We start from the raw sequence: 20,310 nt of genomic DNA, 5'->3' as shown, positions 1-20,310 counted from the left end.
ACGACTTGATTTATCCCCCTCGACGCGCTGCCCCGAGTTTCACGCGATCCGTGTCGGTTCCCACAGTGACCGCAAGGCAATCGTCCGACCACTCCGGATCAAGATAAGCACCCTCCGGGAAATCTGACTGACCGAACACTTTGCCTTGTCTGTCCGTCAATTCGACATACCCCGCGCCACCGCTGTACTTGTAGATGCTGAGTCGATAGCTTCCATTGCCGCAGACATCGGTGTGCACCAGCCTTGCACTGTCGAAGGTTCTGGTAAACAAAAAAAGTGTTGCCGCCACGATAGCCGCGAGGACACCGAAGAGAACACCGAGTCGAGAAGCGCGTTGGCGCCAGCGCCGAGGCTGCGGACCGAGAGGTCCGTCGATAGGTGTGATGTCTTTCATCTCAGAGGCTTTGAAAAAAACTCCCTTTGATTTTGATGATCTGCCCGAAATTTGCGGATGAGTCACGTTCCGGCGGCCCGGATCATAAGGCGCCTTCAAGGCCCTGTTCCTCATCCATCCACTCTGGTTGCAGCGAAACTCCAAATCCCCTCGCCCTGAGCCCCTTCCCACCCGAAGCCCAACCCATTTGCGCTAACGTCGCCCCCCATGAACCTGTCCTTCTTCCGAATCGGCTGGCGCACGCTGTGGCGTGATCTGCGGGCTGGCGAATTGCGTCTTCTCATCGTGGCGGTCACGCTGGCCGTGGCGGCCCTCACCTCGGTGGGCTTCTTTGCCGACCGGCTGCAGGGCGGGTTGCAGCGCGATGCGCTGCAGTTGCTGGGCGGCGACGTGGTGGTGGCCAGCGACAACCCCACGCCGGCGGCGTTCGTCGAGCGGGCCAAGGCTGCGGGCCTGTCCGCGGTGACGACGCTGGGGTTTCCCACCATGGGCCGCGCGAGCGATGCGCAGGGCGGCGCCAGCCGGCTGGTGGCGCTCAAAAGCGTGGAGCCGGGCTATCCGCTGCGCGGCAGCCTGCAGGTGGCCGATGCGCCGGGTGCGCCCGCGCGGGCCACGCGCGACATTCCGGCGCCCGGCGAGGTGTGGGTGGATGCGCCGGTGCTGGGCTCGCTGGGCCTGCAGATGGGCGATTCGCTGCTGCTGGGCGACGCGCAGTTGCGCATCGCCCGCATCATCGCCATCGAGCCGGACCGGGGCGCGGGCTTCATGAGCTTTGCGCCGCGCGTCATGGTCAATGCGCTGGACCTGCCGGCCACCGGGCTGGTGCAGCCGGCCAGCCGGCTCACCTACCGCTTTGCCGTGGCGGGCGAGGCGCGGGCGGTCAAGCAGTTCGGCGACTGGGCTGCTGAAGCCGTGAAGGCGCCCGAGGTGCACGGCGTGCGCGTGGAGTCGCTGGACAGCGGCCGCCCCGAGATGCGCCAGACGCTGGACCGGGCGCAGAAATTCCTCAACTTGGTGGCGCTGCTCGCGGCGCTGCTGTCGGCGGTGGCGGTGGCGCTGGCGGCGCGCGGCTTTGCCAACGAGCACCTCGATGCGGCGGCGCTGCTGCGCGTGCTGGGTCAGAGCCAGCGCACCATTGCGGGCGGTTACGTGGTCGAGTTCGCGCTGATCGGGCTGTTCGCCAGCGCGCTGGGCGTGTTGCTGGGCTACGCGGTGCACCACGTGTTCGTGCTGCTGCTGGCGGGACTGGTGGAAACGGCGCTGCCCGCGCCCAGCCTGTGGCCGGTGGCGTTCGGCTTGGGGATGGGCCTCACGCTGATGTTCGCCTTCGGGCTGCCGCCGGTGCTGCAGCTGTCGCAGGTGCCGCCACTGCGCGTGATCCGGCGTGACCTGGGCGGTCTGAAACCCGCCTCGCTGGCGGTGCTGGGCGTGGGCGTGGCGGGGTTCGCCGCGCTGCTGCTGGCGGTCAGCAGCGACCTGAAGCTGGGCCTCATCGCCGTGGGCGGTTTCGCGGGGGCGGTGCTGCTTTTTGCGGGGCTGGCCTGGGGCGCGGTGAAGCTCTTGCGCCGCAGCGTGAACGAGGCCACGGCCCCGCGCTGGCTGGTGCTGGCCACGCGGCAGATCTCGGCGCGGCCGGTGTATGCGGTGGTGCAGGTCAGCAGCCTCGCGGTGGGGCTGCTCGCGCTGGTGCTGCTGGTGCTGTTGCGCACCGATCTGATCAGCAGCTGGCAGCGCTCCACGCCGGCCGATGCGCCCAACCGCTTCGTGATCAACGTCATGCCCGACCAGTCGGAGGCTTTTCAGAAGGCGCTGCGCGACGGCGGCGTGTCGCAGTACGACTGGTATCCCATGATCCGCGGCCGGCTCGTGGCCATCAACGGGCGCGAGGTGGGCCCGGCCGACTACACCGAAGACCGCGCCAAGCGCCTGGTGGACCGCGAGTTCAACCTGTCGAACGCCGAGCAGGCGCCCACCCACAACCCCGTGGTGGCCGGCCGCTGGACGCCGGGCGAGAAGGATTCGGTGAGCGTGGAGGACGGCATCGCCGAGACGCTGGGCCTCAAGCTCGGCGACACGCTGCGTTTTGACATCGGCGGGGTGGTCAGCGAGGCGCGCATCACCAGCCTGCGCAAGGTGGACTGGGGCTCGCTGCGCGCCAACTTCTTCGTGATGTACACGGTGGGCCAGCTGCCGCCGGAGCTGCCGGTGACCTACCTGGCGGCCTACCGCGCGCCTGCCACGCCGGGCTTCGACAACACGCTGGTGCGGGCGTTTCCCAACATTACCAACGTGGACATGAGCGCCACGCTGGCCCAGGTGCAGGGCGTGCTCGCGCAGGTGATCCGCGCGGTGGAGTTCCTCTTCGGCTTCACGCTGGCCGCGGGGCTGGTGGTGCTGTTCGCCGCCGTGACGGCCACGCGCGAGGAGCGGGCGCGCGAGTTCGCCATCATGCGGGCCGTGGGCGCGCGCGCCAGCCTGCTGCGCCAGGTGCAGCGGGCCGAGCTGGCCGGCGTGGGGCTGCTGGCGGGCTTTCTCGCCAGCGTGGTGGCGGTGGCGGTGGGCTGGGCGCTGGCGCGCTACGTGTTCGACTTCGCCTGGACGGCCACGCCCTGGGTGCCGATCATCGGCGCGCTGGCCGGGGCCGTGCTGGCGCTGGCCGCAGGCTGGTGGGGTTTGCGCGATGTGCTGCGCCGCCCGGTGGTGGAGACGCTGCGCCGCGCGGCGGAGTAGCGCAAAAGAGCAGGAGCAGGGCGGCGCTGCTATGCCGCCCGCGCGAACGGCGTGCGGATGTCCGACAGGAACTGCTGCGCGCGCGGGTGCTGCGGGCGGCCGAAGAAGTCGGCCGGCGTGGCGCGCTCCAGCACGCGGCCTTCGTCCATGAAGAGCACGCGGTCGGCCACTTCGCGGGCAAAGCCCATCTCGTGCGTCACGCAGACCATGGTCATGCCGCCCTGGGCCAGGTCGCGCATGGCCACCAGCACCTCGCCCACCATCTCGGGGTCCAGCGCGCTGGTGGGCTCGTCGAACAGCATCAGCGGCGGCTCCATGGCCAGGGCGCGGGCGATCGCCACGCGCTGCTGCTGGCCGCCCGAGAGCTCGCTCGGCCATGCCTGCGCCTTGTGCGCCAGGCCCACGCGCTCCAGCAGGGCCAGGGCCCGCTGCTCGGCCGCCTGGCGCGACAGGCCACGCAACTGGATGGGGGCCAGCGTGCAGTTGTGCAGCACCGACAGGTGCGGAAACAGGTTGAACTGCTGGAACACGAAGCCGATGCGCGAGCGCAGCGCGTTCACGTCCACGCCCGGCCCGTGGATGGGCTGCCCGTCGATCAGGATGCGCCCGCCCTGGACGGGTTCGAGCCGGTTGAGCGTGCGGATCAGCGTGGACTTGCCCGAGCCCGAAGGCCCGCACACCACGACCACCTCGCCCTGGGCGATGGTTTCGGTCACCTCCACCAGGGCGTGGTAGCTGCCGTACCACTTGTTCACACCGTGCAGTTCGATCATGTCGTTCGGAGTCCGGAAGAAGGGGAGGGGGCCGCGCGCCGCGCCAGCCGGCGCTCCAGCGCGTAGGCCAGGCGCGACAGGCCGAAGCACAGCACGAAATAGGTCAGGCCCAGGATGCCGAACACTTCCGCCGGCCGGATGAAGACCTGGGTGTTGATCTGCGTGGCGATGAAGGCCACCTCCGTGAGCCCGATGATGTAGCCCAGCGAGGTCTCCTTGATGGTGACGACGAACTGGTTCACCAGCGACGGCAGCATGTTGCGCAGCGCCTGCGGCAGCACCACCCGGCGCATGGCGCGGGGGTAGGACAGGCCCAGGGCGCGGGCGCACTCCATCTGCCCGCGCGGCAGGCCCCGGATGCCCGCGCGCACGATCTCGGCCAGGTAGGCCGCGTTGAACACCACGAGCGCCACCAGCATGGTGGTGAACTGGTCGGTCTTCACCCCCGTCACGCTGGGCAGGAAGAAATAGGCCCAGAACACCACCATCAAAAGCGGCGTGCCGCGCACCACGAAGACGATGGCCGTCACCGGCCAGCGCACCGAGCGCCACGGGCTCACGCGCGCCAGGCCGAACAGCACGCCCAGCGGCAGCGCCAGCAACAGGGCGCCCGCCGCCAGCAGCAGCGTGAGCGCCAGGCCGCCCAGCGGGCCATTGGGGTACTGGCCGACCAGGAAGTACAGCCAGTAGGTGTCAATCAGCTCCAGCATGTGTGCCTATCCATTGTTCACTGCGCTGCGCACTGCCTGCGGCGCATCAAACTGGCGCTGCCAAAGCCAGTGCCCCCGTGCAAGGGCCGCCCCGCCGCACTGGGGGCGTCCCCCTCCCGACTCGCGCAGCGAGACGAGAGAGGGGGAAGGCGCGAAGCGACTCAGGGGGTGTTTCATCCAACCGTCCGCACGGGGTAGCGGTGGTGGTACCAACTCGCCAGGCCCGTGATGAGCAGCGACACCGTGAGGTAGGCGGCGCTCGCGAAGGCGAACGCCTCGATGCTGCGGAACGTGGCGCTTTCCACCTTGGCCGCCTGGTACATGAGTTCGGCCACGCCGATCACGGTGGCGATGGAGGTGTTCTTCCAGAGGTTCAGTGCCTGCGAGATGAGGGGCGGCACGGTCACGCGCAGCGCCTGCGGCAGCACCACGCGCCGCATGGTGGCGAGGAACCCCAGGCCCAGGGCCCGCCCCGCCTCCGTCTGCACCGTGGGCACCGCGCGGATGCCGCTGCGGATGTCCTCGGCCATGAAGGCCGCGGTGTACAGCGAAAGCGCGACGACGGCCGCGGCCGCCTCGGCATGGCCGCTGTCGTACAGCCACTGCTTCGCGGCCTCGGGCAGCAGCTCGGGCGCGCCGAAGTACCAGAACAGCATGTGCGCCAACAGCGGCACGTTGCGCATGCCCTCCACGAAGGCGAAGCCGGCCCAGCGCAGGGGCGCCACCGGCGCCAGGCGCAGGAGCGCCACGACCAGGGCCAGGGTCAGGGCCAGCACCAGCGAGACGGCCAGCAGCTGCAGCGACAGCAGCAGACCGCCCACCATCATGAGGTGGTACTGGCCGCTCAGCAGCAAGGAGTAGTCAAACAAGGGCATGCACGCCAGTCATTCGGAAAACGCCGCACGCGGGGCATGCGGGCTCGGCGGCCCGCCACCGGGGTGCCTGCCACAGGGCGGCCCGCATGCGCCAATGGCATGCCTGCCGCCCGTGCGCTGCCCCCGGCGGCCCTGCCGCCATGGCTGCATCCATCAGCCGTCGATCTTGTCCGATTCGAACTTGAAGGGGCGGGTGGTGAATTGGATCTTGGTGCCGGGTCCGTACCACTTGAAGAAGATCTTCTCGGCCTCGCCGGATTTCTCCAGCTCGCGCAGCGTGTCGTCCACAATGGATTTCACGGCGGTCTCGCCCTTCTTGATGCCCAGCGCCAGCGGCTCCACGCTCAGGTTGGTGGGCAGGATGGCGTAGTCCTTGTTGCGCTCGCCCAGCTTGCCGAAGTCGTCGATCAGCGAGGACTCGTCGTTCACGTAGCCCACGCCCTTGCCCTGCTGCAGCGCGAGGAACGCCTGCTGCGTCGTCTCGAACGTCACCACGTCCACGGTGGGCACGGCCTTGCGCACGTTGGGCTCCTGCGTGCCGCCCTTGACCGTCACCACGCGCTTGCCGGCCAGGTCCGCCACGTCCTGGATGCCGCTGGCCTTCTTGACCAGCACCTTCTGGCCGGTGACGAAGGTGGTCAGCGAGAAATCGATCTGAGCCTCGCGCTCCTTGTTGTGGGTGAGCGATGCGGCCAGGATGTCCACGTGGCCCTGCTGCAGCTCGGGAATGCGCGCGGCCACGGCCAGTTGCTTGAACACGGGCTTGACGCCGATCTTCCTGGCGATCGCCTTGCCCAGGTCGATGTCATAGCCGATCAGCTCGCGCGTCTTGGGGTCGATGAAGCTGTTGGGTTCGTCGGTGCCCAGCACGCCGACGACCAGCTCGCCCTTCTTTTTGATGTCGGCCAGCTGGTCGGCGTGGGCCACGCCCGATACGGCGAACGCGGCGGCGACCAGGGATGCGATGAAGCGGATGCGCATGGTGTTCTTTCTCTCTCTCCGATGGATGAAGCCCGAAGGCTATGCCTGTGGCGGCCAGAGAGGAACGTCGCTTTTTTCATAATCAAACTCGCCGAATGCGCTTGGCACGGTGGCGGCTTCCGTGCGGCAGCCCGGCGCACCCGGGGCTGAGCGGCCCCCGGTGTCAATCCGGCGCGGGTGCGGGCGTTGCCTTGAACAGCCGCTCGCCGATGAAGTCCACGAACGCCCGCACCTTGGGCGACAGCTGCCGGCTCGACGGCCACAGGGCCGAGAACTGCCCGGTGTGCACCAGGTGCGTGGCCAGCACCTGCCGCAGCTCGCCCCGCTCGATGGCATCCCGCGCCAGGAAGTCGGGCATGTACGCCACGCCCATGCCGGCGATGGCTGCACCGCGCATGGCCTCCATGTTGTTGCACACCAGCTCGGTCGGCAGCGGCTGCGGCAGGCCGGGCAGCACCCAGTCGTGCAGCTTGCCGCCGCTGGGAAAGCGAAAGATCAGGCAGGCGTGCTGCGCCAGGTCGGCCGGCACCTGCGGCGTGCCGCGCCGGGCCAGGTACTGTGGCGAGGCCACCAGCACGAAGCGGAACGGCCCCAGCCGGCGCGCCACCAGGCCCGAGTCGGGCAGGTCGCCGCTGCGGATGACCACGTCCAGGCCTTCCTCCACCACGTCCACCAGGCGGTCGTTGAAGTCCAGCTCCAGTTCCACGTCGGGGTAGCGGGCCTTGAACTCGGGCAGCACCGGCAGCAGAAAGCGGTAGCCGATGACCGGCAGGCTCACCCGCAGGCGCCCGCGCGGGGCCTGCACGGCCGCCTGCATCATCGCGCGGGCGTCCTGCAGCTCATCCAGGATGCGGCGGCAGCGCTCGTGAAAGAGCGCGCCCTCCTGCGTGAGGCGCACCTGGCGCGTGGTGCGCTGGAACAGCCGCAGGCCGAGCTGCTGCTCCAGCCGCGCGATGTTCTTGCCCACGGCCGAGGCCGAGATGCCGAGCGCGCGCCCGGCCTGCGCGAAGCTCGACAGATCGGCTGCGCGCACAAACGATTCGAGGCCGCTGAAGCTGTCCATGGTGGTGGAAGTGAGGTGAATGGGTTCGGATTGCCAACCCAAGGTTGTTTGTCTGGGGATGCGGGGGCCTATTTTCATCGCATTGCATCGCTTTTATCGTTCATGGGCGTTGGTGGCCTGGAGTCGCCGGCGCCCTTGTCCACTGCCTGAAAGCCGCTGTCCTCGCCATGTCCCCGACCCCACCTCCTGCCCGCGCCCCGAAGCCGGCGTCCCCCGTGTCCCTTCAACTCCTGGCCGTGTGCCTGGCTGCGCTGGCCATGCCCTTGAGCTTCACCGGCCCGGCCGTGGCCCTGCCTGCGCTGCGCGATGCATTGGGCGGCAGCCCGGTGCAACTGGCCTGGGTCACCAACGCCTTCATGCTGAGCTTCGGCGCCACGCTGATGGCCTGCGGCGCGCTGGCCGATGCCTGGGGGCGCAAGCGGGTCTTTCTGTGCGGGGTGGGCGTGGTGGCGCTCAGCGCGGTGGGGCTGGCGTGTGCCGGCGGCATCGTGGCCTTCAACCTGTGGCGCGCGCTGCAGGGCGTGGGCGCGGCGGCCGCGCTGGCCGGGGGCACGTCGGCCCTGGCGCAGGCCGTGCAGGGCCCGGCGCGCACCCGGGCGTTCAGCTGGGTGGGCACCGCCTTCGGCGTGGGGCTGGCCTTCGGGCCGCTGCTGGCCGGGTGGCTGCTGGGGCACGGCGGCTGGCGGGCCGTGGCGCTCAGCGTGGCCGGGGTGGCGCTGGCCGCGGGCGCGGCTGGTGCGCAGTTCCTGCAGCATTCGCGCGACCCGGACGCGGCGGGCGTGGACTGGCCGGGCGCGGTCCGCTTCACGGCGGCGCTGGCCCTGCTGACGCTGGGCGTGCTGCAGGCCCCCGAGAGCGGCTGGGCCAGCCTGCCCGTGGTGGCGGCGCTGGCGGGCGCTGCGGCCATGGCGACGGCCTTCGTGCGCACCGAGCGCCGCGTGCGGCACCCCATGCTGGACCTGTCGCTGTTCCGCTACCCGCGCTTCGTGGGCGTACAACTGCTGGCGGCGGCGCCGGCTTATGCCTATGTGGTGCTGCTGGTGCTGCTGCCGGTGCGCTTCATCGGCATCGAGGGCTTGAGCGCGATGGCGGCGGGGCAGCTGATGCTGGCCCTGTCGGCGGCCATGCTGTGCGTGCCTTTGATGGCGGGGTGGCTCGCGCGATGGTGGTCGGCGGCGGCGCTGTCCTCCGGGGGCCTCGCCGTGTGCGCGGTGGGGCTGTGGTGGCTGAGCGATTGCGCGCCGGGCTCGCCGGCGGCGGTGCTGGCCGGGCCCCTGCTGCTGATCGGCGTGGGCATCGGCCTGCCGTGGGGGTTGATGGACGGGCTGGCCGTGAGCGTGGTGCCGCCCGAGCGCGCGGGCATGGCCACCGGCATCTTCAACACCGTGCGCGTGGCCGGCGAGGGGCTGGCGCTGGCCGTGGTGGGCGCGGGGCTGGTGGCGCTGCTGGCCCTGCAGTGGCCGCAGGTGCCGGGGGGCGATGCGGTGCGCGCCGCCCAATTCCTCGTGGCGGGGGACCTGTCCCGCGCCCGGGCGCTGCTGCCCCAGCTCTCGCAGGCCGAGCTGCTGCAGGGCTACGGCCAGGCCTTCGCCACCTTGCTGCGCGTGCTGGCCGGGGTGACCGTGTTCACGGCGGTGGCGGTGTTCGCCTGCCTGCGGGCGGGCGGCGCACGCGGGGCGGCGCTTTCTACAATCGAGGGCTAGCTTTTCTCCCCCCGCCCGCCGCCATGTCCACACCCGAATCCCCGCCCGCGCCCACGCCTGCCACCACGCCTTTCGAATGGATCGGCGGCGAAGAGAAAGTCCGCGCGCTGGTGGACCGGTTCTACGACCTCATGGACCTGGAGCCGGGCTATGCCGAACTGCGCGCCGCGCACGGCAGCACCCTGGCGGACGCGCGCGACAAGCTGTTCTGGTTCCTGTGCGGCTGGCTCGGCGGGCCGGATTATTACCAGAGCCGCTTCGGCCACCCGCGCCTGCGCGCGCGGCACATGCCGTTTTCGATCGGCATCAAGGAACGCGACCAGTGGGTCGCCTGCATGGATCAGGCCATGGGCGAGACCGGGGTGCCCGCCGAGCTGCGCACGCGCCTGCGCGATAGCTTCATGGGCACGGCCGACTGGATGCGCAACCGCGGCGGATAACGCGGCGCCTCCGCCTCTTTTTGCTATTTATTTGATAGCTATATTCCCTAGTAATCATTGCGCTGGAGGCACTTTTTTCTTCAACCCCCTCCACCGTTCCAACCCCGAGGAAATATTCCATGTCTTGCGATGCACGGTTCGATGAACAGGCGCTGGCCCTGGGCCACCGCTTCGATGGCGAGATCAAGATCGGCGGTAACTACGTGCCGCTGGTGCGCGACGGCCGGCAGATCTACCTGAGCGGCCAGATCCCGCGCGTGGGCGACACCGTGGTGGTCACCGGCGCAGTGGGCGCGCAGGTGCCCCTGGAGCGCGCGCAGCATGCCGCCCAGGTGTGCGTGATGCGCGCGCTGGCGCTGCTGCAGCGCAGCCTGGGCACGCTGGACGCAGTGCGTGCCGTGCCGCGCATCACGGTGTACGTGCAGTCCGCGCCCGGCTTCACGCAGCAAAGCGAGGTGGCCGATGCAGCCTCGCAGGTGCTCTTTCACGTGCTGGGCCCGGTGGCCGGGGCGCACACGCGCACCTCGGTCGGCGTGCTGCAGCTGCCCAAGAACGCTTCGGTGGAAGTGGACCTGATCGCGTCGGCGGACTGACAGCCGCAAGCGCGCAGGCCGGTGGGGCGGGGCGCCGGCGGGCCGGTGACTGCGGGCGGGCCACGGCCGCGTCACGCCAGTGTCAAACGGGTTCGTGACACTCTGGCCTTTACCCACCACCCGGGCCATTGCATGCTGGACACCCTCCCACGCCAAGACCTCTCGCCGGCCACCCGCCGGACCGCCCTCACCGCATTCACCGTGATCGCTGCCGCCAGCTTGCTGGCCGCCTGCGGCGGCAGCGACAACGACGGCAACAACAACGCCGGCGCCACCGCCACGCTGGCCGTGCTGGAGACGACCGACCTGCACTTCAACGTGCGCAGCTACGACTACTTCAAGCTCGCCGAAGACAAGAGCTACGGCTTCGAGCGCACCGCCACGCTGGTGCGCCAGGCGCGCAAGGAGTTCGCCAACACGCTGCTGGTCGATAACGGCGACACCATCCAGGGCACGGCGCTGGCCGACTACGAGGCCGTGGTCAAGGCCATTCCCTGCACGCAGCAGCTGTCCATGTACAAGGCCATGGGCGCACTGGGCTTCGATGCCGGCACGCTGGGCAACCACGAGTTCAACTACGGTCTGCCGTTCCTCAACCAGGTGCTGGGCGGCGGCATGGAAGTCGATGGCGTCGATGCCGCGCAAAAGTGCGCCGGCGCCGGCTACCCCGCCGTGCTGGCCAACGTGTACAGCAGCAAGACCAAGAAGCCGCTGGTGCAGCCCTACGCCATCCTGGAGCGCACGCTGGTCTCCAAGGGCGCGGACGGCAAGGAGGTCAAGCTGCCCATCAAGGTGGGCGTGATCGGCTTCACCACGCCCGGCATCATGAACTGGGACAAGCGCTACCTCGAAGGCAAGGTCTATACCGAAGGCGCCGTCGAAGCCGCGCAGAAATACGTGCCCGAGCTGCGCGCCAAGGGCGCCGACGTCGTCGTGGCCCTGCTGCACGGCGGGCTCGATGCGGGCGCCTACTCGGCCACCATGGAGAACCCGGGCCTGTACCTGTCCAAGGTCGCCGGCATCGACGCCATGGTCATGGGCCACCAGCACAGCGTGTTCCCCGACACCGCCGCCACGCCGGCCTATTCGCAAACCGGCGTGGACAACAAGGCCGGCACCATCAACGGCGTGCCTGCCGTCATGGCCAGCTCGTGGGGCAAGGCGCTGGGCGTGATCCAGCTCGCGCTGAAGTGGGACGGCAAGGCCTGGGCCGTGGACAAGACCGCCACTAGGAGCGAGCTGCGCAACATCCAGGGCAAGAACGCCTCGGGCGCCACGGTGTACGTGGATGCCGATCCCACCGTCGCGCCCCTGATCGAGACGCAGCACCAGGCCGCCATCGCCTACGTGAAGACGCCCATCGGCAGCACCGACTTCCGCATGAGCACGCTGTTCGCCGACGTGGGCGACCCCGGCGCGATCCAGATCGTGAACCAGGCCCAGCGCGACTACGTGGCCGCCTACGTGGCCGCCAACCTGCCGCAGTACGCGCAGTTGCCCGTGCTGTCGGTCAGCGCGCCGTTCAAGTCGGGCTTCCAGGGCGGGGCCGACTACACCGACGTGGCCACGGGGCCGCTGGCGATCTACAACGCCGCCGACCTGTACCTGTACCCCAACACCGTGTACGCGGTGAAGGTGAACGGCGCCGACATCCAGGGCTGGCTGGAGGCCGCTGCCAAGCGCTTCAACCAGATCGACCCGGCCAAGACCGCCGAGCAGCCGCTCATCAGCACCTTCCCCGGCTACAACTTCGACATGTTCACCACGGCCGACGTGCAGTACGAGATCGACGTGACGCAGCCCACCGGCCGCCGCATCAAGAACCTGACCTACAAGGGCCAGCCCATCAATGCGGCGCAGGAGTTCGTGATCGCCACCAACAACTACCGCGCCACCAGCGGCAAGAGCTTCATCGACAAGCTGGACGGCTCGGGCACCATCTGGGCCTCGCCGGACGCCAACCGCGACGTGGTGATCGACTACATCCGCAAGAACGCCAACGTGACCCGTGCGGCCAACGGCGCCGCCAAGAGCTGGCGCTTCACCAAGGTGGCCACGGCCGGCCCGGTGGTGTTCAGCTCCGGCGCCAACGCGCTGCCCGTGGCCCAGGCCGCGGGCCTGGCCAACGTCACGCTGATGGCGGCGGACGACGGCTCGGGCAAGGGCACGTCCAAGTACCGGCTGGACCTGTCGAAGTAACCGGCCGCCGGCCAGCGGCAACGGCTGGCCAGTAACGCCCAACCAAACGACCGGGCCCCGGCATGCATGTGCGTGCCGGGGCCCGGTGCTTTTTTCAGAGCCGGTGCGGGCGCCTTTAGTCGTCCAGCCGTTCGCTGATCACCTTGCCGGTGGTGGGCTCCACGCGCAGTTCCATGTTCAGACCGGCCATGTTGGTGGCTTCGGCTTCCCAGTAGCCGTCTTCGTACTCGATGCCGCGCACGCGGGTGTAGCCGACCTGCTCCAGGGCCTGGCGCACCTGGTCGGCGCTCAGCACCGGCTGGTTGTTGACCGTGCCGCCGCTGCGGCCCACCTGGCTCAGCACCTCCAGCGTCACGGGGTGCAGCACGAACTCCACCTTCTCGCTCTGCTGGGCGGACTGGCGGGCCTTCGCCTCCCAGAAGCCGTCGTCCAGTTCCACGTCGTACACGAAGGCGTAGCCCTTGGAGCGCAGGTGCTGTGCCACCTGTTCGACGCTGGGCAGCGTTTTGCCGATGTCGCTCTTGCGCACGGTGGTGAGGCTGCCGTCCGCGTCATTGACCAGCACATCGACCCGCAAGCCATCGAGGGCGACCGCGTCGGCAGACCAGTAGCCGTACTGCTTTTGCAGGTCTTGCGGCGCGACGTACTGGTGCTGGGTGATCACGTTGACGGCTTCCTGGGCGGTCAGCGCCCAGGCCATGGAAGGCAGGGTGGCTGCGGTGGCTGCTGCGGCGGCGATGGCCAGGGTGGCAATGGTCTTTTTCATGGTGCTTTTCCTTTCGGTGTTGCAGAAGTGGCGAGAACTGGGAGGCAGTGTGCGCAACCGTTGCTAAACCTTTCATGAAGCATTCGTTCATGCGCCGTTTAACGGCGCCAGCAATAATCCCGCGATGAAAAAATGGACCCGGAGCGGACGGACCTGTCGCGTGCTTTTGCGCGCCGTCTTTGCGGCGGCGGTGGCGGCGGTGGCGCTCGCGTGCGCGCAGGCGCCTGCGGCCGAGCAGGACGCGGCGCGGCGTGGCGTGCTCAATGGCCAGCTCAAGCCGCTCAACAGCATCGTTGCGGACATCAGCCGCCAGTACGCGGGCCGCGTCATCGAGGTGGAAAGCAAGCGCGGGCGCAAGGGCGAGCCGCGCTATGAAATCACCCTCATCGACGCGCGGGGCAACAAGCAGGAAGTGCTGGTGGATGCCGCCACCGGCTCCGTGGTGGCGCAAGAGCGCGACTGGCCCACGCAGCCCGTCACGCTGGCGCAGATGGCCCGGTACATCAAGCAACTGGAGCAGCGGTATGGCGCGCGCGTCGTGAACGCCGAGTTCGAGCGCGATTCGCAAGGCAAGGCGGTCTATGAAGTCAAGCTGTCCGACAAGCCCGCCGTGGAGATGAAGCTGCTGATGGACGTGAACACGGGCGAGGTCCTGCATCGGCCGGAGGCGGCTGCTGCAACGGCTCCCCCGAAATCCATGGACGTGGTGCTGGAATCGCTGCGTCCGCGCTTCTCGGGCCTGGTGCTGGAGGTGGAGCTGGAACGCGACCACCGCAACCGCGCGTACTACAGCGTCGAGCTGCAGCAGCCCAACGGCTTCAAGCTGGAGCTGGAGGTCGATGCCACCACCCTGGAAGTGACGCGGCGAAAGGGGGGTGACTGATGCGCATCCTGGTCGTGGAAGACGATGTGGCGCTCGCCCAGCAACTGCGCGGCGCACTGGAGGCTGCGGGCTTTGCCGTGGATGTGGAGCATGACGGAGAGGCCGCCTCCTTCGCCGGCAGCGCCGAGGCCTACAGCGCCGCCGTGCTGGACCTGGGCCTGCCGCTCAAAGACGGCCTGAGCGTGCTGCACGACTGGCGCGGCGCGGGCCGCAGCTGGCCCGTGCTGGTGCTCACCGCCCGCAATCGCTGGAGTGACAAGGTCGCGGGCTTCAACGCCGGAGCCGACGACTATCTCACCAAGCCGTTCCTGATGGACGAGGTGGTGCTGCGCCTGCGGGCCATGCTGCGCCGCACGGCCGGATCGGCCGCCGCCGTGCTGCAGGTCGGACCGCTGGAGTACGACGTGGTGCGGGGCCGCTTCTCGCTGCAGGGCCAGAGCCTGCAGCTCACCGCGCAGGAGCACAAGATCCTGGCGTACTTCATGCACCACCCGGGCAAGCTGCTCACGCGCAGCGACATCGGCGAACACGTGTATGCGCGCGACCTCGACCCGGACTCCAACACGATCGACGTGCTGATCGGCCGCATCCGCCGCAAGCTCGGCGGCGCGCCGCAACTGGTCACCGAACGCGGCCAGGGCTTTCGCCTGCTGCTCCCCGAGGTGCCAGGCTGATGCGTTGCCAGGGCAAGCGATGAAGCACGGCGGCTTCGACCCGCTGGCAGCGCCGCCCGCGCCGCCCCCGCAGGCCCTGCCGGCGCGTGGGCTTTCTGCATGGGCTCTGGCACTGGCCCAGTGGCCGATGGCGACCCGCATCGCGGTGCTGGCGCTCGTGCCCATGCTGCTGCTGGTGGCCACCGGAGGCCTGTGGCTGCGCGGGCAGATGCACCAGAGCCTGCTGGGGGGCTTCGAGCAGGTGCTGCGCGAAAAGGTCCAGCGCGTGGGCGCAAGGCTGCAGCAGGGCCCCAATGGCGAATTGCGCGAAGCCACCGGCAGTGCGGACGAATTCAGCGCCATCTACGCCGGGTGGTACTGGCGTGCCCAGTCGGGCGGCGAGGCGCTGCGCTCGCGCTCGCTGTGGGACATGGACCGCCTGCCCACCGACCCCCAGCCCCTGCACGGCTCGGCCGTGCTGCACCTGGCGACCGGGCCGCTGCAAGAGCCGCTGCTGTCGCTGACGCTGCCGATCCCCCTGGGCCAGCCGCCCGCCCAGCCATCTGCCCAGCCCGTTCAGGTGGCACTGACGGTCTATGGCCCCGCTGCCCAGTTGCAAACCAGCATGCGCCAGATCGACCGCACCCTGGTGCTGGCCGGGCTGGTGCTGATGCTGCTGGCCGGCGGCCTGGCCTGGCTGCAGGTGCGGGTGGGGCTGGCACCGCTGCGGCGCCTCGAAGCGCTGCTGGCCGCCCTGCGCGCGCCGCAGGGCGACGGACCCGATGTGGCCGCGCACCTGACCTCGCACCTGGCAGCGCCCACGGGGCGCGACCTGCAGCCCCTGCAAAACGAGCTGGCCGGCCTGCTGGCGCACAACGCGCACGTCGTGGCCCGCGCCCGCGCCCATGCGGTGGACCTGAACCACGCCCTCAAGAAACCCCTGGCCTTGCTGAGTGCCCAGGCCAGCGCGCACCCCCAGGTGCCCAGCAGCGAGGTGCGCCAGCAGGTCGATGCCATGGCCCAGCTCGTGGACCGCTACCAGGCCCGCACCCTGAGCGATGCTTTGCATGCCCATCCCGGCGCTGCGGGGCAGGCGGTGGACGTGCGCGAGTGCCTGTCGCAGGTGGTGCGAATGATGGAGCGCCTGCATGCCGCGCAGGAGCTGGACTGGGCGCTGGAAGACCGCACCTCGGGCCGCCTTTTGTGGCGCGGCGAGCAGGCCGACCTGCAGGAGGTGCTGGGCAACCTGCTGGACAACGCGGGCAAGTGGGCCGCGTCGCGGGTGCGGCTGACGCTATCGCGGCAGGAGGGTGCCGATCACCCGGGCCTGCGGCTGGACATCGAAGACGATGGCCCCGGCATGACCGCCGCGCAGCTGCAGGCCGCCGGGCAGCGCGGCGTGCGGTTCGATGAATCCGTGCAGGGCAGCGGGCTGGGCCTGGCCATCGCGAGCCAGATCGCCCAGGCCTACGGCGGGCAGTTGCAGCTGGACAAAAGCGAGGCCCTTCGGGGCCTGCGCGTGCGGCTGGAGATGCGTGGGCTGGTGAGGGGGGATCACCGCCCTGCGGGTTGACGGAGCCCGGGCGGTGCCACGCAGGGCGCCGTCCTTCCTCGGAAAAATCAATGCCGCTGCACCGGCTGCAGCAGCACCACCAGCGCCCCCGCGCCGCCCTCGGCCGGGCGGGCCTGCACGAAGGCCAGCACCTCTTTCTTTTGCACCAGCCAGCTTTGCACGCGGCCCTTCAACACGGGCGTCTTGCCGGGCGAGCCCAGGCCCTTGCCGTGCACCACGCGCACGCAGCGCAGGCCCGTGCGGTGCGCCAGGCGGATGAACTCGCCCAACGCTTCGCGGGCCTCGTCGGTGCGCAGGCCGTGCAGGTCCAGCTGCCGCTGGATGCTCCAGTGGCCCGCGCGCAGGCGGCGCGTCACCTCCGGGCCGATGCCGCTGCGGCGGTAGCTCATCTGGTCGTCCACGTCCAGCAGGGTCGTCACGTCGAACTCGTCGCTGATGGACTCCATCAGCACCCGCTCTTCGTCCAGCTCGCGCTGCACGGGCAGCGGCTCCACCGGCTCTGGCAAGTGCCAGCGCCGGTCGTGCTGCCCGCGCAGGGCCTGCACCGGGCCCACCGCCGTCTCGAACAGCATCAACTCGGCGCGCGCGCGGCGCGCGGCCTCCAGCCACTCGCGCTGCAGCCGCGCCTCGCGCTCGGCCGCCTCCGCCAGGGCCTGGCGCATCGGCTGGAGATCCTGGAAGGACTTCACTTTCATGCGCCGGTTGTACCCGAAGTGCGGCGGCTGCCCTGGCGCGCGCGGCAGTGCCCCGGGGTCGCCGCGGGCCATGCCCTGCCGCGCAGGGACAGGGCCGCACCCGTTGCACCCACCGATCGTTCGGTGCCGTGCGCTCGCCCCCGCTGTCGCCCGTGTTCGCCACGCCGCGCGTGCGGTCCTTTGGCGGTCAAGGCACCGATGGCCTCGCAGCCGGGCCCCGGTACTCCGCCGCGATGAACTGCGTGGCCTGCGCGGGGTTGAAGTTGTCGTCGCTCACGAACACGATCACCCGCCCGCCCCCGGGCAGCGGCGGGCCCCAGGCCATGCCCTCCAGGTTGTCCAGCGGGCCCGCGCCCAGCCGGTCCAGGTCGGCCACCAGCGTTTTCGGCACCGCGGTGTGGTTGCTGCCCGTGCCCTGGATTTGCAGCGCGTCCAGCGCCAGCGTGTCGCTGCCCGCGCGCGTGTCGATGCGGTACAGCCGCGCGGAAAAGCCCGCCCCTGCGCTGTAGCTGCGCTCCAGCACCAGCAGGTGGTGCGGCCCGTCCGCGAGCACCTCGCTCACCCCGTTCAGCTGCGGGCCCCACGGGATGCGCCGGGCGTGCGGCACCGCGTCCGGCACATAGGCGATCTGCCGCCAGGGCTGGCCGCTGGCCACATCCATCGCCGTGATGCGCAGCGGCCCGCCCGGGGCCTCGGGCGTGGGGCGCGGGCCGTCCTGAATCCAGGCCGTTTCCATCGCCAGCCAGGCTGTGCGGCCGTCCGGCGACAGCGCCAGGCCTTCCAGCGTGGCATTGGCGCGGGGCCCGCGCCGAAAGTCGGGCACAGGCCCGAACGCCGCCGGCAAGGGCAGCTCGCGCACCCACGCGCCATCGGCCCGGTTTTCGCGCCACTGCGGGCCGAAGCCGCGCGCAAAGTCGCCCTCGCTGGTCCACAAAAAAGTGTGCCCGCCCGGCAGCCAGCGCACCGCCTCGGCATCGGGCACGTCCACGCCGGGCTCGGCCTGCCGCTGCGAAGGGTAGGGCGCGCCGCTGGCCTGGCGCAGCGGTGCCGTGCCGGTGACCACCGGCGTGTCCAGGTGCGTGGCCGTGTAGCGCAGCGTGGCGGTGTAGATGCGCGCCGGCTGCAGGGCCGAGCGGTCGTCGCTGATGAGCAGCCACCGGTCCTGCACCGGGTCGTAGTCGATGCCCGAGATGCCGCCGAAGGTCGTGCCCAGCACTTCGGTGCCGGGCGCGATGGCGGCAGTGCCGATCAGGCGCAGCGCGGCCGGCGCGGCGGGGTCTGGCTCCGGCCCCTGCCGCGCGCCAGTGCAGGCGGCCAGCAGTACCGCCGATGCCGCAAGGCAGGTGGCCCACCAGTGCCAGGGGCGTCGTCTCCAAGGCGGCGGAATGCGGGTGTCTGGCATGGCGCGCAGTGTAGGTGCGGCAGGGGCAGGCCTGGCTGCGAGCCCATCCGTCAAGGTGCTTGCCGCCAAAAAAGGGCGCTAAAAAACCACCATTTAAAACAGAACATGATGGTACAGTTATGACCGGTGTCTGGCTTTGGCTGGGCCCCAGCAAGCCTTTTCCTCGATTCCACAACCGCCCCATTTGCCATGAACACCTCCCTCAAAACCTTCTCTGTCCTGTCCGCCGTGCTGGCTGCTGCCGCGCTTTTGTCCGCGTGCGGCGGGGGCGGCGATTCCCTGGATGAACGCGCCGCCTCGCTCACGGTGACCAATGCCTCGGCCAGTGGGCTGGATGGCACGTATGGCGACGGAAACATCAATGCCACCGAAGTCACCCAAGTGCCGGCCACCGGCACGGACCCCGTGCTTTGCAGCTTCGGCTTCAACGGCGCCGACCGGGTGGGCGGTGACGGCACGGCCTCCGGCACGGTGCGCTACGCCACCAATGCCGATTCGCTCTACCGGCTGGTCCTGAACGTGCGCGGCCGGGAGTTCGCCACCGCCAACGGCGATGGCGACGACACCGACGTGCACCACAGCCGCGACTACCTGGAGATCGTCAACAAGCGGCTGACGGCCACGGATGGCACGGGCGACACGCTGCGCGTGACCGGGCTGCTCACCCTGCGCGGAAACCGGCCGGCGGGGTGCTGAGCGGATGCGGCGGTCGCTCGGCCGCAGGGCGCGTTCCTTGTCTACCTGGAAGCGCTGGGAGTGAAGGCCGCGCGGGCCTGCTCCTTGACCCATTCGATGGTCTGGCCTTTGACGCACCACTGCGTGTCGAGCACCCAGTCGGTGGACCACTTGTTGGGGTTGCCCTGCAGGATGTTGCAGGGGTAGTAGCCCAGGCTGGGCATGAAGAAATGCTGGGCCACCGCCGCGACAGGAACCAGCCACATGACAGCGAAGCCCAAGAGCGAGGCCAGCAACATGGCGTATTCGAAGGGTTTCACGATGCGTTCGCGCAAAGGTATGGCACGCATGCATCCCACGACGATGCCCAATATCAGCATCGCGGCCAGCAACGGCGCTACCAGGGCGCCCGGTGTGATTTGCACCGCTGGTGCGCGGTATGCGATGTCCACGAAGGTCGAGATCAAAAGCTCGGTCGTCATCCAGTAGCACCCTGCAATCATTGCAATGAAAGAAGGGACGCCCCAGAGCATCGCCCGGCGGACTTTTTTGACATCGAACACCGTCAACTCGGTGGCGCGCACGTTGCGCGTACGCTTTCGGCGTGGTCGTGTATCAGACATGAATCGGGCTCCAGCGCAATTAGTATGCTGGCATGGCGCTATTTAATTAATAGCAAAAAGCGGGATGTTGCAGCGATCGCCTCTACGGCGTGCCGTGATGACCGGCTGTGCTCGCTTTCTCTATGACCCAGTCCAGGCTCTTTCCTTTGACGCACCAAGCGGGATCGCGCACCCAGTCGGTGAACCACAGGGTGGGGTTGCCCTGCAACTCCGAACACATCGAGTAGCCAACGCTAGGCATGTAGAAGCGCTGTGCCACAGAGGTGACGGGGATCAGGACCAGGACCAGAGTGTTGAGCAGCACGGTGTAGGTGAGAAACCGCTCGAATTTCTTGATCCTGCTGTCGCTGGTGGGGATGGCGCGCATCGCGCCCATCACGATCACCATGAGACAGGTGAGTGCCGTGAAAGGCGTCAGCTGTGCGGCAGGAGCGATCCGGACCGCTGGGGCCAACGAAGCAACCCCCTGAACTGCGGGAATGAGTGCGTACCAGGTCACAAGGACGCAGCTTGCCGCTATTCCTAAAAAAAGCGGGGTGCTCCACAGCATGGTTTTTCGGACCGTTTGGGGGTCGTGCA

20 protein-coding genes are annotated in these 20,310 nt (G+C 69.3%); 9 read left to right on the top strand and 11 right to left on the bottom strand.

All coding sequences use genetic code 11. From position 1 onward, the window contains the following. Nucleotides 1-10: 10 nt before the first annotated feature. The gene (locus M5C98_RS18925) at nt 11-394 is read right to left on the bottom strand and encodes a hypothetical protein (protein ID WP_272548986.1); all 384 of its coding nucleotides are present in this window, start codon (nt 392-394) and stop codon (nt 11-13) included. Between the two features lie 207 nt (nt 395-601). Here M5C98_RS18925 and M5C98_RS18920 point away from each other — a divergent pair, with 207 nt between their 5' ends. After that, the gene (locus M5C98_RS18920) at nt 602-3,124 is read left to right on the top strand and encodes an ABC transporter permease (protein WP_272548985.1); all 2,523 of its coding nucleotides are present in this window, start codon (nt 602-604) and stop codon (nt 3,122-3,124) included. Between the two features lie 29 nt (nt 3,125-3,153). Here M5C98_RS18920 and M5C98_RS18915 read toward each other — a convergent pair whose 3' ends face one another. The 5 genes from M5C98_RS18915 to M5C98_RS18895 form a co-directional block, all read right to left on the bottom strand. Further along, nucleotides 3,154-3,897: an amino acid ABC transporter ATP-binding protein gene (locus M5C98_RS18915; protein ID WP_272548984.1), complete on the bottom strand. Its 744-nt coding sequence runs from the start codon at nt 3,895-3,897 to the stop codon at nt 3,154-3,156. Beyond that, nucleotides 3,894-4,607 carry an amino acid ABC transporter permease gene (locus M5C98_RS18910; protein WP_272548983.1) on the bottom strand — a complete coding sequence of 238 codons (714 nt, stop codon included), beginning with the start codon at nt 4,605-4,607 and terminating at the stop codon, nt 3,894-3,896. The genes M5C98_RS18915 and M5C98_RS18910 overlap by 4 nt, the downstream gene beginning before the upstream one ends. A 173-nt stretch (nt 4,608-4,780) precedes the next feature. Beyond that, nucleotides 4,781-5,482, bottom strand: a complete 702-nt coding sequence (locus tag M5C98_RS18905; RefSeq protein WP_272548982.1) for an amino acid ABC transporter permease — start codon at nt 5,480-5,482, stop codon at nt 4,781-4,783. 153 nt (nt 5,483-5,635) lie between these two features. Then, a complete protein-coding gene (locus M5C98_RS18900; RefSeq protein ID WP_272548981.1) occupies nt 5,636-6,463 on the bottom strand; it encodes an ABC transporter substrate-binding protein in 828 nt (275 codons plus the stop codon). A 163-nt stretch (nt 6,464-6,626) separates the two neighbouring features. Next, nucleotides 6,627-7,526: a LysR family transcriptional regulator gene (locus M5C98_RS18895; RefSeq protein WP_272548980.1), complete on the bottom strand. Its 900-nt coding sequence runs from the start codon at nt 7,524-7,526 to the stop codon at nt 6,627-6,629. 257 nt (nt 7,527-7,783) lie between these two features. Between M5C98_RS18895 and M5C98_RS18890 the strand changes: the two genes are divergently transcribed. The 4 genes from M5C98_RS18890 (at nt 7,784) to M5C98_RS18875 (ending at nt 12,461) form a co-directional block, all read left to right on the top strand. Continuing rightward, the gene (locus M5C98_RS18890; RefSeq protein ID WP_272553342.1) at nt 7,784-9,229 is read left to right on the top strand and encodes an MFS transporter; all 1,446 of its coding nucleotides are present in this window, start codon (nt 7,784-7,786) and stop codon (nt 9,227-9,229) included. Nucleotides 9,230-9,252: 23 nt separating this feature from the next. Next, entirely contained in the window at nt 9,253-9,669 is a 417-nt protein-coding gene (locus M5C98_RS18885) for a group II truncated hemoglobin (RefSeq protein WP_272548979.1), read from the top strand. A gap of 119 nt (nt 9,670-9,788) precedes the next feature. Then, a complete protein-coding gene (locus M5C98_RS18880; RefSeq protein ID WP_272548978.1) occupies nt 9,789-10,262 on the top strand; it encodes a RidA family protein in 474 nt (157 codons plus the stop codon). A gap of 132 nt (nt 10,263-10,394) precedes the next feature. Then, a complete protein-coding gene (locus tag M5C98_RS18875) occupies nt 10,395-12,461 on the top strand; it encodes a bifunctional 2',3'-cyclic-nucleotide 2'-phosphodiesterase/3'-nucleotidase (protein WP_272548977.1) in 2,067 nt (688 codons plus the stop codon). Nucleotides 12,462-12,576: 115 nt separating this feature from the next. On the opposite strand, the gene M5C98_RS18870 is transcribed toward M5C98_RS18875, so the two are convergent. Continuing rightward, entirely contained in the window at nt 12,577-13,227 is a 651-nt protein-coding gene (locus tag M5C98_RS18870) for a PepSY domain-containing protein (protein ID WP_272548976.1), read from the bottom strand. Between the two features lie 160 nt (nt 13,228-13,387). Between M5C98_RS18870 and M5C98_RS18865 the strand changes: the two genes are divergently transcribed. From M5C98_RS18865 to M5C98_RS18855, 3 genes are read left to right on the top strand one after another with little or no spacing between them, the layout of a single operon-like run. After that, nucleotides 13,388-14,110, top strand: a complete 723-nt coding sequence (locus M5C98_RS18865; RefSeq protein ID WP_272548975.1) for a PepSY domain-containing protein — start codon at nt 13,388-13,390, stop codon at nt 14,108-14,110. Continuing rightward, complete coding sequence (locus tag M5C98_RS18860; protein WP_272548974.1) at nt 14,110-14,784, top strand: response regulator transcription factor; 675 nt, start codon at nt 14,110-14,112, stop codon at nt 14,782-14,784. The genes M5C98_RS18865 and M5C98_RS18860 overlap by 1 nt, the downstream gene beginning before the upstream one ends. Before the next feature lie 19 nt (nt 14,785-14,803). Continuing rightward, complete coding sequence (locus tag M5C98_RS18855) at nt 14,804-16,336, top strand: sensor histidine kinase (RefSeq protein ID WP_272548973.1); 1,533 nt, start codon at nt 14,804-14,806, stop codon at nt 16,334-16,336. A 47-nt stretch (nt 16,337-16,383) separates the two neighbouring features. On the opposite strand, the gene M5C98_RS18850 is transcribed toward M5C98_RS18855, so the two are convergent. Then, on the bottom strand, nt 16,384-17,031 hold the full coding sequence (locus M5C98_RS18850) for a Smr/MutS family protein (RefSeq protein ID WP_272548972.1): 648 nt from the start codon (nt 17,029-17,031) through the stop codon (nt 16,384-16,386). A gap of 187 nt (nt 17,032-17,218) precedes the next feature. Beyond that, a complete protein-coding gene (locus M5C98_RS18845; protein ID WP_272548971.1) occupies nt 17,219-18,433 on the bottom strand; it encodes an esterase-like activity of phytase family protein in 1,215 nt (404 codons plus the stop codon). A 189-nt stretch (nt 18,434-18,622) separates the two neighbouring features. On the opposite strand from M5C98_RS18845, the gene M5C98_RS18840 reads away from it, so the two are divergent. Then, the gene (locus M5C98_RS18840; RefSeq protein ID WP_272548970.1) at nt 18,623-19,129 is read left to right on the top strand and encodes a hypothetical protein; all 507 of its coding nucleotides are present in this window, start codon (nt 18,623-18,625) and stop codon (nt 19,127-19,129) included. 41 nt (nt 19,130-19,170) lie between these two features. Here M5C98_RS18840 and M5C98_RS18835 read toward each other — a convergent pair whose 3' ends face one another. After that, complete coding sequence (locus tag M5C98_RS18835) at nt 19,171-19,731, bottom strand: hypothetical protein (RefSeq protein WP_272548969.1); 561 nt, start codon at nt 19,729-19,731, stop codon at nt 19,171-19,173. Nucleotides 19,732-19,813: 82 nt separating this feature from the next. Beyond that, nucleotides 19,814-20,281, bottom strand: a complete 468-nt coding sequence (locus M5C98_RS18830; RefSeq protein WP_272548968.1) for a hypothetical protein — start codon at nt 20,279-20,281, stop codon at nt 19,814-19,816. Between the last annotated feature and the right edge of the window lie 29 nt (nt 20,282-20,310).

Origin of the sequence: Acidovorax sp. NCPPB 3576, assembly GCF_028473605.1 — a bacterium.
Taxonomy (GTDB): domain Bacteria; phylum Pseudomonadota; class Gammaproteobacteria; order Burkholderiales; family Burkholderiaceae_C; genus Paracidovorax.
Note: the sequence above shows the minus strand (reverse complement) of the source record. Positions and strands in the feature narration are given on the sequence as shown.

Excerpts from the sequence above, each read along its gene's own strand:
- M5C98_RS18925 (WP_272548986.1), bottom strand. The coding sequence starts at position 394 with ATGAAAGACATCACACCTATCGACGGACCTCTCGGTCCGCAGCCTCGG.
- M5C98_RS18920 (WP_272548985.1), top strand. The coding sequence starts at position 602 with ATGAACCTGTCCTTCTTCCGAATCGGCTGGCGCACGCTGTGGCGTGAT.
- M5C98_RS18915 (WP_272548984.1), bottom strand. The coding sequence starts at position 3,897 with ATGATCGAACTGCACGGTGTGAACAAGTGGTACGGCAGCTACCACGCC.
- M5C98_RS18910 (WP_272548983.1), bottom strand. The coding sequence starts at position 4,607 with ATGCTGGAGCTGATTGACACCTACTGGCTGTACTTCCTGGTCGGCCAG.
- M5C98_RS18905 (WP_272548982.1), bottom strand. The coding sequence starts at position 5,482 with ATGCCCTTGTTTGACTACTCCTTGCTGCTGAGCGGCCAGTACCACCTC.
- M5C98_RS18900 (WP_272548981.1), bottom strand. The coding sequence starts at position 6,463 with ATGCGCATCCGCTTCATCGCATCCCTGGTCGCCGCCGCGTTCGCCGTA.
- M5C98_RS18895 (WP_272548980.1), bottom strand. The coding sequence starts at position 7,526 with ATGGACAGCTTCAGCGGCCTCGAATCGTTTGTGCGCGCAGCCGATCTG.
- M5C98_RS18890 (WP_272553342.1), top strand. The coding sequence starts at position 7,784 with ATGCCCTTGAGCTTCACCGGCCCGGCCGTGGCCCTGCCTGCGCTGCGC.
- M5C98_RS18885 (WP_272548979.1), top strand. The coding sequence starts at position 9,253 with ATGTCCACACCCGAATCCCCGCCCGCGCCCACGCCTGCCACCACGCCT.
- M5C98_RS18880 (WP_272548978.1), top strand. The coding sequence starts at position 9,789 with ATGTCTTGCGATGCACGGTTCGATGAACAGGCGCTGGCCCTGGGCCAC.
- M5C98_RS18875 (WP_272548977.1), top strand. The coding sequence starts at position 10,395 with ATGCTGGACACCCTCCCACGCCAAGACCTCTCGCCGGCCACCCGCCGG.
- M5C98_RS18870 (WP_272548976.1), bottom strand. The coding sequence starts at position 13,227 with ATGAAAAAGACCATTGCCACCCTGGCCATCGCCGCCGCAGCAGCCACC.
- M5C98_RS18860 (WP_272548974.1), top strand. The coding sequence starts at position 14,110 with ATGCGCATCCTGGTCGTGGAAGACGATGTGGCGCTCGCCCAGCAACTG.
- M5C98_RS18855 (WP_272548973.1), top strand. The coding sequence starts at position 14,804 with ATGAAGCACGGCGGCTTCGACCCGCTGGCAGCGCCGCCCGCGCCGCCC.
- M5C98_RS18850 (WP_272548972.1), bottom strand. The coding sequence starts at position 17,031 with ATGAAAGTGAAGTCCTTCCAGGATCTCCAGCCGATGCGCCAGGCCCTG.
- M5C98_RS18845 (WP_272548971.1), bottom strand. The coding sequence starts at position 18,433 with ATGCCAGACACCCGCATTCCGCCGCCTTGGAGACGACGCCCCTGGCAC.
- M5C98_RS18840 (WP_272548970.1), top strand. The coding sequence starts at position 18,623 with ATGAACACCTCCCTCAAAACCTTCTCTGTCCTGTCCGCCGTGCTGGCT.
- M5C98_RS18835 (WP_272548969.1), bottom strand. The coding sequence starts at position 19,731 with ATGTCTGATACACGACCACGCCGAAAGCGTACGCGCAACGTGCGCGCC.
- M5C98_RS18830 (WP_272548968.1), bottom strand. The coding sequence starts at position 20,281 with ATGCTGTGGAGCACCCCGCTTTTTTTAGGAATAGCGGCAAGCTGCGTC.